This is a genomic window from Novosphingobium terrae (assembly GCF_017163935.1).
Lineage (GTDB): Bacteria > Pseudomonadota > Alphaproteobacteria > Sphingomonadales > Sphingomonadaceae > Novosphingobium > Novosphingobium terrae.
Map to the genome: position 1 here is coordinate 1,503,808 of NZ_JABVZR010000001.1, position 12,808 is coordinate 1,516,615.

The window sequence follows — 12,808 nt, forward strand, 5'->3', positions numbered from 1 at the left end:
CTAGGGACAGAGGCATTCAGGATCGGCCATCAGTCGCAAGCCGCCCACTCTTCTGCGCTCAGGCGTGCTTCCATGGCCGCAATGCGAAAGGAAATCTCTGGATGAAACAGCATGATGGCGCAAAGATGAGCCGGATCTCCATCCGCTGCGGAACCATGGCGGCAGGCTGCGCCCTTCTGTTCGCCGCGCTTCCGGCACAGGCTGGCGCTGTTCCGGCCAATCCCGGCGTGCAGGTCAAGGACATGGACACATCGGTCCGTCCGGGAGACGATTTTTACACCTATGCGAATGGCGCCTGGCTCAAAACCAGCGAAATCCCCGCCGATCGCTCCTCCGTCGGCAGCTTTCTGGTGGCCTCCAACGCCACCGAGTCGCAGCTCAAGACGGTAATGGCCGATCTGCTGACCAAGCCCGTCGACCCCGGCAGCGATGCCCAGAAGATCCGCGACTATTATCGCGCCTATCTCGACACCGCCGCCATCGAGGCCAAGGGCATGGCCCCGGTCAAAGCCGACCTCGACCGCTTCGCTGCCATCACTGACAAGGTCAGCCTGAGCCGCGTCCTCGGCCAGCAAATCCGCGCTGATCTCGATCCGCTCAATGCTACCAACTTCCACACCGAGAACCTTTTCGGCCTCTTCGTGACGCAGGCGCTGACGGGTGGCCAGGTGGTGCCCTATCTGATGCAGGGCGGCCTCGGCATGCCCGAGCGCGAGTATTACCTCTCCACCGATCCCAAGATGGTGGCGATCCAGACCCAGTACCGCGCCTATATCGCAAAGCTGCTGACCGACGCCGGGCTGGCTCAGGGCGATGCGCAGGCGCGCGCCGATGCCATCTATGCGCTGGAGATGAAGATCGCGCAGGCCCATGTCGGCCGCGAGGAGAGCGAGGACTTCCAGCACGCCACCACCCTGTGGACCCGCGCCGATCTGCCCGCCAAGGCTCCCGGTCTGGACTGGGATGCCTTCCTTGCCGGCGCCAACATCACATGGACAGGCAATTTCGCGGCCTATCAGGCTAAGGCGATCCCGGCGCTTTCCGCTCTGGTGGCCAGCGAGCCGCTCTCGGTGTGGAAGGACTGGCTGGCCTTCCATCAGGTCAGCCAATATGCCGCCGTGCTGCCTAAAAAGCTCGATGACGATCGCTTCGCCTTCTACGGCACCGTGCTGAGCGGCGTCGCCCAGCAGCGCCCGCGTGACAAGCGTGCCCTTGCCTCGGTCAACAATGCGTTGGGCGATGCTCTGGCCCGCATTTACGTTGGCCGTTATTTCCCTGCCTCGTCCAAGACGCGCATTCAGGGCATGGTGGTCAATATCAAGGCGGCCTTCACCAACCGCATTCAGGCGCTCGACTGGATGGCCCCCTCGACCAAGGCCGAGGCCATCGCCAAGGTGAAGGGCATCATCGTCGGCATCGGCTATCCCGACACATGGGAGGACTATTCGGGCCTCACGGTCAGCCCGAACGAAGCCTATGCCAATGCCGTGGCCGCCAGCAAGTTCGACACGGTCCACCAGTTGGCCAAGCTGGGCAAGCCGCTCGACCGCAACGAATGGTGGCTGACCTCGCAGACAGTGAACGCGCTCAACCTGCCGGTGCAGAACGCGCTGAACTTCCCCGCGGCCATCCTGCAAAAGCCCTTCTTCGACCCCACGGCTGACGCCGCCTACAATTACGGCGCGGTGGGCGCGGTGATCGGCCACGAAATCAGCCACAGCTTCGACAATCAGGGCGCCGCTTTCGACGCCACTGGGGCCCTGCGCAACTGGTGGACCGATCAGGACCTCAAGCGCTTTGACGCCGCAGGCAAGATGCTGGCGGAAGAGTTCAGCGCCTACGAGCCTTATCCCGGCCTGCACATCAAGGGCGATCTGACCCTGAGCGAGAACATCGCCGATGTGGCCGGACTGGCTGCTTCGCTAGACGCCTATCACGCCTCGCTCCATGGCGCGAAGGCCCCGGTGATCGACGGGATGACGGGCGATCAGCGCTTCTTCCTCGCCTTCGCCCAGACATGGGCCACCAAATATCGCGAAGCCGCCCTGCGCAACATCGTGGCGACCAACGGCCATGCTCCGGGCCAGTATCGCGCTCTGACGGTGCGCAATCTGGATGCGTGGTATGACGCCTTCGGTGTGAAGCCGGGCGACAAGCTCTATCTGCCGCCGGAGAAGCGGGCGAAAATCTGGTAAGAAGGGAAGGATGAAAGCAGGGGGTGTTACACCCCCTGCACCCCCGGGAACGTCTTCCGACGCTAGGGCAGGGAAGGCCGCGCGGAAGCGCCAAGGCTCACCGCCGGAGGCAATCATTTTAAAGCCGCTTCGCGGCGGGGCGCAGCCTCTAATCAGGCGCTGCGCCTTCGTCGGGAGACGTTATGGGAGCGCGAGGGGGTAACCCCCTCGCACTTTCCCCTTAAACCTTAAGCCCCGAACTTCTCTTTCAGAGCCAGCAGGGCGATCGCTGCCTTGGCCGCTTCACCGCCCTTGTCCTTCTGCGCCGGATCAGCACGCACCAGAGCCTGTTCCTCGTTCTCGACGGTCAGGATGCCATTGCCGATCGGCAGACCGTCCATCGAGAGCGCCATGATCCCGCGCGCGCTCTCGCCCGCCACGATCTCGAAGTGGTAGGTTTCGCCGCGGATCACCACACCGATGGCCACGTAGCCTTCGTAATCGCCCGTCGAATCCGCCAGAGCGATGGCGGCGGGGATTTCCAGCGCGCCGGGCACGGTGATGACCTCGGACTTATGGCCGGCGGCCTTGATCGCGGCCTTGGCGCCGGCGATCAGCTGGTCGTTGAGGTGGTCGTAGAAGCGGGCTTCGACGATCAGAAACTTGGCCATGAGTCTTATCCTTGAATGCAGCGTTCGCCCGCGATGGAAAGGCCGTAGCCCTCCAGCGCGACAAGCGTGTGATGGGTGTTGGTGAGGAGCGTGATCTCGTGAATCCCCAGTTCCGCAAGGATCTGGGCGCCCACGCCGTAATCGCGCAGTTCCTCCATGGGCTTCATATTGCCCGCTTGGGCCTGTTCGCGCAATTCGAAAGCGCGCGAGACCAGGCTGTGGGGCTGGTTGACGAAGACGATCACGCCGCTGCCTTCCTCGCCGATGATCTCCATCGAGCGGTGCAGCAGGTCGGCGCGGGGGCTGTCTTCACCCAGCAGGTCGGCGAAGACCGAGGTGGCGTGCATGCGCACCAGCGTGGGCAATGCGGGGTCGATACGGCCCTTGATCAGCACCAGATTTTCTTCGCCGGTGGCCTTGTTGGAATAGGCGCGGGCGGTCCAGTCACCGCCGAAGCGGCTGGTGAAGGTGGTTTCGCTCTTCAGCGAGACCATGCGGTCATGCTTGCGGCGATAGGCGATCAGATCGCGGATGGTGGCCATCTTGACGCCGTGCTGGCGGGCGAAGGCGGCGCAATCGTCGAAGCGGGCCATGGTGCCGTCTTCGCGCATGATCTCGCAGATCACGCCCGAAGGGTTGAGGCCGGCAAGACGCGAGATGTCGACGGCCGCTTCGGTGTGCCCGGCACGGACCAGCACGCCGCCCGGGCGGGCGCGCAGCGGGAAGACATGGCCCGGGCTGACGATATCGTCGGAGCCCTTGGAGCCGTCGATGGCCACGGAAACGGTGCGGGCGCGGTCCTGAGCGGAAATGCCGGTGGAGATGCCTTCGCGGGCCTCGATCGAAACGGTGAAGGCGGTGCCCAGCGGGGTGCGGTTGTGGCGGTGCATCGGTTCGAGGCCTAGCTCGTCGATACGCTCGGAGGAGAGGGCCAGGCAGACCAGGCCACGGCAATGGGTGACCATGAAATTGATGGCGGAGGGGGTGCACATTTGCGCAGGAATGATGAGGTCGCCCTCATTCTCGCGGTCTTCATCGTCGACCAGAATGTACATGCGGCCGTTGCGGGCTTCCTCGATGATCTCTTCGATCGAGACGAGGACGGGGGTTTCGTCATTGTCCGACAGGAAGCGCTCAAGCTTGTTGAGCGTTTCGGCGGTGGGGTTCCACTCGGGCTCGCCCACGTCGCGCAAGGTGTTGGCATGGAGCCCCGCCGCGCGGGCAAGGCCGGACTTGGTCATGCCACCATCGGTGATGAGGCGGCGGACGCGTTCGATGAGAGTCTGTGACATGGCGGTATGATTATCACAGCTTGATGTGATGGCAAGGCGATAAATCACATTGGTAATTTCACCTGATCGCGCGCCATGCGCGTTATGCCCCGTATGCATGGGGGCTAGGCAGCCTGTATGGCTTGGCCTATTGAGCAAGATTGTTACGCAAACAAGAAAGATACGTCGTCCGTCATGATTGGGGTTCGGGATCTGTTTCGCATCGGCATCGGGCCGTCATCCTCGCATACGGTCGGGCCGATGAAGGCGGCGGCGGGCTTTGCCAAGGGGCTGGAAGGACTGGATTTCGCGCGGGTGCGCTGCGATCTGCTGGGCTCGCTGGCCTGGACCGGATCGGGCCACGCCACCGACAAGGCTGTGGTGCTGGGGCTGGCCGGTTTTCTGCCCGATGGCATTGCGCCCGAGCAGATCGATACGCTGGTCGAACAGGCTCGCGACACGAAATCCATGCGGATCGGCGGGCGTGATATCGCCTTCGATCCGGACCATGATATCGTCTTTGACCGTGAGAGCCCCACGCCCGTTCACCCCAACACGCTGGCTTTCACTGCCTATGATGCGCAGGGCGAGGTGGTGCTGGCCGAGCGTTGGTGCTCGATCGGCGGCGGCTTTATCGCGCCGGAGGATCTGGTGGGCGATAGCGCGCTGGAGGATGAGGTTGAGCCTCCGTTCCCCTTCCGCACCGCTGCCGAACTGCTGCGCATTTGCGAGAGCAATGGCCTCTCCATTGCCGAGGTGGTGCGCGCCAATGAGACGGCGCTGACCTCCGCCGAAGATCTGTGCGATTACCTCGATCGTATCATCGAGGTGATGATGAGCTGCATCGATCGCGGCATGCAGACCGAGGGCATCCTGCCGGGCCGCCTGAAAGTGCCGCGCCGCGCCAAGGGCATCCGCCAGAAGCTGGACGCCGACCGCTTCCGCAACCGGCAGGCGCCGCATGCGATCATGGATCACGTCAGCCTGTTCGCCATTGCGGTGAATGAGGAAAATGCGGCGGGGGGCCGGGTGGTGACATCGCCCACCAATGGCGCGGCGGGCGTCGTTCCGGCGGTGCTGCGCTATTACCGCGACTTCTGGCCCGAGGCCAACCGCGCCGGCATGTATGATTTCCTGCTGACCGCCAGCGCCATCGGCACGCTGACCAAGCTGAATGCCTCGATCTCGGGGGCGGAAGTGGGCTGTCAGGGGGAAGTCGGCACGGCCAGCGCTATGGCGGCAGCGGGGCTGGCCGCCGCGATGGGCGCCACCAACCTGCAGGCGGAAAACGCCGCGGAGATCGCCATGGAGCACCATCTGGGCATGACCTGCGACCCCATCGCCGGTCTGGTGCAGGTGCCCTGTATCGAGCGCAATGCCTTTGGCGCGATCAAGGCGATCAACGCGGCATCGCTGGCGCTGCGGGGCGACGGGCGGCATATCGTTTCGCTCGATCAGGTGATCGAGACGATGATGCGCACCGGTCGCGATATGAATGCGAAGTACAAGGAAACCTCGCAAGGCGGTCTTGCGGTGAATTTTCCTGAATGCTGAGGGTTAGCGCGGCGATCTGTGAAAGATCGCCGCGCTGCCGGATCAGGGCTTTGGCGTTTCTTGCGGATAGAGCGCGATCAGGGCGCGGGTGACGCCATTGGTCCAGCCGAAGCCGTCCTGCACCGGATATTCGCCGCCGCCACCGGCATCGCCCGTCTCGATGTTGTACTTCTCGACCATGCGCCCGGTCCGGTTGTAGAAGGAGGAGACCGTGCCGATCCAGCGATGCGCCAGATCCCTCGCCAGTTCCTCCTGACCGTTACGATGCAGGCCCGCGATGGCGACCCATGTCAGTGGCGCCCAGCCATTGGGCTGATCCCACTGCTGGCCGTTCTGATTGGTGGTGGTGCGCAGACCGCCGGGGGCGAGCAAGGCGCTTTGCGTCAGCTTGGCGGTGGCCTGCACCTGAGCCGGTGTCGCCAGACCCACGAAGAGCGGATAGAGCATGGCGGCGGACACCACCTTGGTCGGCTGCCCGGTGGTGCGATCCCAATCGACGAAACGCTGTTCGGGCGCGGACCATAGCCATTTGCTGATCGCCGCCTTGCGGGCTTCGGCCTTCCGCGTGAAATCCTGAGCGCAGGCCGTATCGCCCAAAGCGGCGCAGCGCTTGGCGATGGAGGTTTCCAGATTCCACAAGAGGCTGTTGAGATCCACCGGCACGATGTCGGTGGTGTGGATCGTCGAAAGCGTCTTGCCATCGCGCAGCCAGCGCGAGCTGTAGTCCCAGCCGCTTTCGGCCCCGGCGCGCAGATCGCGGTTGGTCAGCTCTGCGGCACGCGGTGCGGCCTCAGCGGAGGTGGCCACATCCTCGGTATAGGATTCATCGCGGGGCGTGTCGCGGGCATCCCAATAGCGGTTCAGCAGGCTGCCATCGGGCATGCGGATCACATGCTGGCAGGTGCCTTCCTTGTCCAGACAGGTGGAGCCGGCCATCCAATAGGCATACTCACCCTTCAGCGCGGCGAGGCGCTGGCGGGCCAGCACGGGGTCCCTGTTGTCCGAAAGGTCCATCATCAGCGCCAGAAACGGCGGCTGCGAGCGCGAGAGGTAATAGCTGCGCGTGCCATTGGGGATATGGCCGTAACGTTCGATCATGCTGGTGAAGTTGGCCAGCATGGAATCGATCAGCGGCTGCTCGCCATCCTCTTTCAGGCCCAGCATGGTGAAGTAGCTGTCCCAATAATACATCTCCTGATAGCGGCCGCCCGCCACCACATAGGCATAGGGCAGCTGCAGCAGGGATGAGCCGGGCGTGGCGGCCATCGGCGGCTTGGCCAGAATGGGCCAGAGCGCGCGAATATGCTCCAGCATGGTCAGCTTGTGCTGATCTTCGCCACCGATCTTGCGGAAATGCTTCGCGACGAAAGCGCTCAGCGCCTCCTTCCCCTGCGGGTTCTCGGCCTTGTAGGCGGCTAGCACCGCCGCCGGGCCATCGAGCGGGACCATATCGGCAAAGGTCTTGCTGTCAGGGAAGACGCGGGCCAGTTCCACCGCGCGATAGAGGTCACCATAGGTGTCCTCGGGCGTTCCGGCCTTTTGTGAGATGGTTTCGACACGCTGGGCAGCGGCGGACAAAGTCTGAGCAGCGGCAGGCACACCGGAGAGCGCCAGCGCCAGAGCGGCGAGGGAGAGCAGGGGGGCTTTGGTCATGTTGGGGACACTCGAAGGAAAGGGCCGGTCAGACAAGGAAAATCCGACCGGCCCGATAGATGGGATCAGAACTTGTAAGCGGCGGTGATCGTTCCGTGGCGGCCGAAGATCGGGCGGCCAAGGAAGTAGCCGTTGGTGTTGGCCGAGCCCACGGTGCGGACGTTGCCCTCGGTCAGCGCCAGCGTGTTGGTAACGTTCTCCACCGTCGCCTGGATCGAGAAGCGGTCGCTCACATCCAGCGAGGCGCCCAGATCCAGCGTGTTGTAGCTGCCCAGCGGCTGCTGGTTCTCCAGATCGGCGAAGCGGTTGCCGATATGGGTGAAGGTGCCGAAGATGCGCGCCTTACCCCAGGCGGTGCGCTGGGTGTAGGAGGGGGTGAAAGCCACCTGGAACTGCGGCTGGCGGTTGACCTGATGCCCCGAATTCGTCCCGAAATCGAGGAACTTGCCGTTCTGCCACACGCCGCGCGCGGCCAGCTGCAGGCCCTCGACCGGACGCAGCGCGCCTTCGAACTCCACGCCGTAAGCGCGCGATCCGCCGAACTGCACCACATTCTGCTCCACGCCGTTGATCACGCGGATGTCCTGGAAGACCAGATTGTGGAAGCGGTTGTAGAAGCCGGTCAGATAGAGGTCATAGAGCTTCTTGGAGGTCTTCAGACCGATCTCATACTGGTCGGCAGTCTGCGGCTTGATGTTCTGCAAGGACGTGGCATTGCCGCGCAGATCGTCGAACTGCGGCAGCAGCGCGCCGTGGTTGGCGCGCAGGAAGCCATTGAGCTGGCGATTGAAGGCGTAATCCGCGCCTGCCGTCCAGCTCACCTGCGTCTTGCCGTAACGCACGTCCGAGTAGGTGCCGTTCAGATAGGTGGCGCCATTGTTGTAGGCCGTCAGCGGATTGTTATCGAGATCGCCCGTCGAGCTGTTCTCATAATGGTCGGTCATCGAGACATGCTCGACACGCACGCCGCCATCCAGACGCAGCTTGCCGATCTGCCATTCGTCGCTCAGATAACCGGCCACATTGTCGCTGACGTAATAGGCGTTCACGTCATAGCTGTTGGCGCTGGTAAAACCGTTGCGCGTCAGGATCGTGCCATTGTTGAGCGTGGCATTGAGCACGCGGGCCTGCGGCTCCAGCGCCAGCAGGATGCTGTTGCCCAGATACCAGACGTCATGATCCGTCACATGCGCGACATAGCCGCCCAAGGTCAGCGTGTTGCCCTCGAAGATCTTGCGTGAGAGCTTCAGCTCGTCGGTCAGGCTCTGGATATGCTTCTGCACCGACCAGATGCCCGCCTGAATGGTCTGCTGATCGCCCGAAAGCGCCACGCCGCTGTCGGCATAGGTAACCGTGCCCGTGCCACCCGCCGAGGCGAGGTACTGAGACACCGTCTGCGGATTGCTGCCGGTGAACAGGGCGAAGGTGTTCGACGTGCCCTTGGTGAAGTTGAAATTGTTCTGCAGCTGGAAGGCGCCGAAATCATAGCTGAAGGTGCTGCCCGCCGTCCATACATTGGCGCCGCGGCCCTTCGACAGATCCACGCCCAGCTTCTGCGTCGGCCCGCCATTGACGCTCGGGCCGGTCTCGATCAGCGTGTTGCGGATTTCGCGGCCTACCAGCGTGTCGGTGCGCGCGTCAAAGCCCGGGAAGGTCGAGAAGGTGCCATTGCCGGTCTGAAGCAGCGGCATGGGCGAATAGAAGGCGTTCTGGTCGCTGAGGTAACGGCCATAGACGTTCAGCTTGCCCGCATCGAAGGTGTGGGTCACGCTGCCGGTGATCTGGCCGCCCTGATCGCCATTGAAACCGGTGTGGCGGAAGCCGTCCGAATAGCGGTAGAAGCCGCCGATCATATAGGTGGTGTTGTCGGTGATCGGGCCCTGCGCCACGGCATCGACGCGATAGGTGCCCTCGGTGCCATAGGTGGCGCGCAGCGAGAGATGGGGCTGGCTGGTGCCTTCCTTCAGGATGAAGTTGGTGGTGGCGCCGGGCTGGCCGTTGCTGAAGATGGGGCTGGGACCGCCGCGCAGCACTTCCATGCGCTCGACCGTGTCGTCGAGGCGGAAGATCGAGCTGTTCTCAAGGAAGGACAGCGAGGAGGGCGCGATGATCGGCGAGCCGTTCATCTGCACGGTGAGGAAAGGCGCGTCGCCGGTCGAGGGGAAGCCGCGAATGAAGACGTTGGCGCCCGCCTGACCACCCGAGGATTCCACCCACACACCCGGCACGATCTTGAGCAGATCGGCGGTGGAGGTGGGCTGCACCTCGCGGATCTGCGCGGCGGATGCCGTGGAGATCGAGTAGGAAGCGTCGATCTTGCGCTGGCCTTCGCGGTTGGCGTTGCCGGTGACGACGATTTCCTGCGGCTCGGGGGTGGCGGCAGCGTCAGCGGCGGGGGCTGCCTGCTGAGCGTAAGCCGGAGCGGCCAGCGCCGTTCCGGCGAGCAGCATCAGCGCAAGCGCCTTGCGATGGTGGGGGATGGTAGTGTGCATGGAGTGTCCTTCCTGCTTCATTATGGTTTTGTGCGTCCATGCCCGGGACGCGCGGGATCTCTCCGTGCGGCAGGCTGGCCGACGGTGGTTTAAAACCGGTCTTTTGGTGGGTCCGGGTCTGAGCCTAGGGGGGAGCGCGTGGGCCCTGGATCGTCATGGTCAGAATCCGTAGCTGGCGGAGAGCGCCACCGAGCGGCCAAGGATCGGCCTTGCCAGAATGGCGCCCACCGGCTGCGCGCCGAGCGTGCGGGGGTTGCCCTCGGTCAGGCCGATGGTGTTGGTGATGTTCTCGGCCCTGACCCGCAGGCGCAGGCGCGCTGTGAGATCGAGGCTGGCCCCGGCGTCGAGCGTGACGAAATGCGGCAGCAATTGCTGGTTCTGCACGTCTGACCAGCGGTCACCCATATAGCTGATCGTGGCAAAGAGGCTGGCCTTGCGCTGGCCCAGCCTGCCGTTCCAGCTTGGCGTGACGCGGCCCTGCCATTGCGGCTGGCGCTGCACGCGGTTGCCGGAGAGATCGGTGAGGCCGTCATTGGTGAAGAAATGGCGGTAATGCGCGTCGAGCCAGCTGCCCGAAAAGGCGATGGAGAGAACGGGCAGGGGGCGCCACTGCCCTTCCAGCTCCACGCCCGTCGCGCTGGCACCGCCCACCGAGGCCATCGGCGCGCCCTCGGTGATGACGGTGGTGACCAGCCCCTGAAAGCGGTTGTGGAACAGCGTGGCGTAAAGGCTGAACGGCGTGGTCGAGAGCTTCACCCCGCCCTCGATCGTATCGACCTGCGGGGTGAGGGTGATGCCGTCGCGCAGATTGTCGAAGAAGGGGAAGCTGTTGCCCCGGCTGAAGCGTGTAAAGGCGCTGAGATGCGCGGTTGGCGCGTAATTGGCGCCCAGCGTCCAACTCCATGCGCTGCCGCGATAGCGCAGGGGCGTGGCGGTGCCGGTGAAGACGACATCATTGTTGTCGTAAAGTGTGCGCGGATCGCCATCGAGGCCGCCTGCTCCGGTTGGGCGCGTGTCCGCCACGGTGCCCTCCACGGCGTGGTTCTGGTGGCGCAAGCCCCCATCGATGCGCAGGCGGTCGGTGACTTTCAGCTCTTCCACGCCGTAAAAGGCCAGATCATTGCCGGAATAGCTGGCGTCTACCAGAAAACTGGCGCCGCTGGTGAAGCCGTCGCGGGTGACCTTGCGCCCATCGGAAAGCACCATGTTCAAACGGCGGGCATGGGGCTCGGCGGTGAGCAACAAATCGTTGCCGATGTTCCAATGGTCGCGCGAACCATATGTGGTGGCATAGATGCCGAAGGTCGCCTTGCTGGCCCCGGTGGTCCATTCCAGCGTGGCATCATTGACCAGAGCATCGATGCGCTTGGTGATGGTCCAGATGCCTGCCTCGACCACGCTCTGATTGGTGGAAACCGGCTGGCCGGAGGCTGTGGCCAGCGATCCGATGCGGCCACCCAGGCTGGCGGCCAGATCGGCGGCGCTCTGGGGCGGGGTGTTGTCGGGCACGAGGCCGGTGGTGTCGGCATGGCCGGAGAGCCAGCTGATCTTGTCGCGCAGGATCAGGCCATGGGCGGGGCGCAGCTCCAGATTGCCGCCCAGTTGGACGATCCTTGCGCCGCGACCATCGGCAAGATTGTAGCGCGAGCCATCATTGAGCGTGCCGCGCTGCGTATCAGGCCCGGCCAGCGTGCCGCTGCCCGCGCTGAAGCCGGGATAGGCGCTGATGCTCTGCCCGTTCTGTTGCAGCGGGATGGGGAGCAGCCACTGGCTGCGGTCATTGAGGTAGCGCCCGAACACCAGCAGCGAGCCCGACCCCAGATCCTGCCGCAGATTGGCCGTGATCTGCCCGCCGCGATCCGCATCGAAGCCGGGCGAGCGAATACCATCGCCGCGCGTGATATAGCCGCCGATCATCGCTTTTGTATGAGCGCCCAGCGGGCCGGAGATGTAGCCATCGGCACGGGTCTCGCCATCGCTGATCAGCGTGGTCTTGATGAGGCCCTCGCGATGGTCTCCCCCCTCGCGCTGCACCAGATTGACCGTCACCCCCGGCTGGCCCGAGGCGAACAGAGCGCCGGTCCCGCCGCGGACGGCTTCCACCCGCTGCACCGTCTCATCCATCTGATAGAGTTGCGAATTTTCGAGGAAAGACAGGGTGGCGGGCGGGAAGAAGGGCACGCCCTCGCTCTGGAGGGTGACATATTCCGCGTCGCCGCCCGAGGGATAGCCGCGCACAAAGATGTTCGCGCCATTCTTGCCGCCCGAGGTCTCCACCGTCAGTCCGGGCACCAGTTTCAGCACCTCGGCGGTGCTGCTGGGCGCAAGCTGATCGATGGCGGGGCGGTCGATGGTGGTGACGGCAAAAGCCGCCTGCTGGCGCCGCTGGCCGCCGCCGGGCGTGCCGACCACCACGATGTCGCTGGTCACAGCGATCTGCGCCGGGGCGATGGTCTCGGCATCGGTGAAGATGGGGCGCGGACGCGGTGCGGGCGTGCGGGGCTCAGCCATGGGCACTGCTTCCAGCAGATAGGCGCCGCCCGGCGCGGCCCGCGCCTGCCAGCCGGAGCCTTTCAGCAGACGCGCCAGCGCCTTGTCCGGATCGAGCCGAGCATGCAGCCGCACGGAGCGCCTGCCCCGCGCATCGGTCGGCGCGAAAAGGATGGGCCGATGGCTTTGTTTGGCGAACAGCACCAGTGCCTCGGACAGGGGTATGGCGGGGATATCGAAGGGCAAGGCCTGTCCAGCCTGAGCGGCATGCGGCATGGCGCAGAGCAGCAGTGCGGCACAAACGCCGATCCGCATCCTCCCGCTGAGCCATGGCATTCCCCTCTTCCCTCGCGGCTCCGTCAAATGCGGGGCCTTCAAGGGACAAGACGCAGGCTTGTCCAAAACCCGAACCCCCTTTTCACATTTTTTCGTCCGAATGTTTCGGATCGGTTTTTCCCTGTTCACACGCAGGAGCAAGCCGGCATGGCCGACAGCTTTCGGGC

General features: G+C 64.2%; 7 protein-coding genes. 2 read left to right on the forward strand and 5 right to left on the reverse strand.

Annotated elements, in window-relative coordinates; all coding sequences use genetic code 11:
* Positions 1-101 precede the first annotated feature (101 nt).
* The gene (locus HGK27_RS06940) at positions 102-2,195 is read left to right on the forward strand and encodes a M13 family metallopeptidase (protein ID WP_241126902.1); all 2,094 of its coding nucleotides are present in this window, start codon (positions 102-104) and stop codon (positions 2,193-2,195) included.
* 227 nt (positions 2,196-2,422) lie between these two features.
* Here HGK27_RS06940 and ribH read toward each other — a convergent pair whose 3' ends face one another.
* Both ribH and ribB read right to left on the reverse strand, forming a co-directional pair.
* Complete coding sequence (gene ribH, locus HGK27_RS06945; protein WP_206239849.1) at positions 2,423-2,845, reverse strand: 6,7-dimethyl-8-ribityllumazine synthase; 423 nt, start codon at positions 2,843-2,845, stop codon at positions 2,423-2,425.
* Positions 2,846-2,850: 5 nt separating this feature from the next.
* Entirely contained in the window at positions 2,851-4,137 is a 1,287-nt protein-coding gene (gene ribB, locus HGK27_RS06950; RefSeq protein ID WP_206239851.1) for a 3,4-dihydroxy-2-butanone-4-phosphate synthase, read from the reverse strand.
* A gap of 174 nt (positions 4,138-4,311) precedes the next feature.
* Here ribB and HGK27_RS06955 point away from each other — a divergent pair, with 174 nt between their 5' ends.
* Complete coding sequence (locus HGK27_RS06955) at positions 4,312-5,670, forward strand: L-serine ammonia-lyase (protein WP_206239853.1); 1,359 nt, start codon at positions 4,312-4,314, stop codon at positions 5,668-5,670.
* Positions 5,671-5,712: 42 nt separating this feature from the next.
* On the opposite strand, the gene treF is transcribed toward HGK27_RS06955, so the two are convergent.
* From treF to HGK27_RS06970, 3 genes are all read right to left on the reverse strand, one after another.
* Positions 5,713-7,323, reverse strand: a complete 1,611-nt coding sequence (gene treF / locus HGK27_RS06960) for an alpha,alpha-trehalase TreF (protein WP_206239855.1) — start codon at positions 7,321-7,323, stop codon at positions 5,713-5,715.
* A 65-nt stretch (positions 7,324-7,388) separates the two neighbouring features.
* Positions 7,389-9,815: a TonB-dependent receptor gene (locus HGK27_RS06965; protein WP_206239858.1), complete on the reverse strand. Its 2,427-nt coding sequence runs from the start codon at positions 9,813-9,815 to the stop codon at positions 7,389-7,391.
* 159 nt (positions 9,816-9,974) lie between these two features.
* The gene (locus HGK27_RS06970) at positions 9,975-12,641 is read right to left on the reverse strand and encodes a TonB-dependent receptor domain-containing protein (RefSeq protein WP_206239860.1); all 2,667 of its coding nucleotides are present in this window, start codon (positions 12,639-12,641) and stop codon (positions 9,975-9,977) included.
* Positions 12,642-12,808 lie beyond the last annotated feature (167 nt).

Coding starts and splice junctions, on each gene's coding strand:
- HGK27_RS06940 (WP_241126902.1), top strand. CDS start 102: ATGAAACAGCATGATGGCGCAAAGATGAGCCGGATCTCCATCCGCTGC.
- ribH (WP_206239849.1), bottom strand. CDS start 2,845: ATGGCCAAGTTTCTGATCGTCGAAGCCCGCTTCTACGACCACCTCAAC.
- ribB (WP_206239851.1), bottom strand. CDS start 4,137: ATGTCACAGACTCTCATCGAACGCGTCCGCCGCCTCATCACCGATGGT.
- HGK27_RS06955 (WP_206239853.1), top strand. CDS start 4,312: ATGATTGGGGTTCGGGATCTGTTTCGCATCGGCATCGGGCCGTCATCC.
- treF (WP_206239855.1), bottom strand. CDS start 7,323: ATGACCAAAGCCCCCCTGCTCTCCCTCGCCGCTCTGGCGCTGGCGCTC.
- HGK27_RS06965 (WP_206239858.1), bottom strand. CDS start 9,815: ATGCACACTACCATCCCCCACCATCGCAAGGCGCTTGCGCTGATGCTG.
- HGK27_RS06970 (WP_206239860.1), bottom strand. CDS start 12,641: ATGCCATGGCTCAGCGGGAGGATGCGGATCGGCGTTTGTGCCGCACTG.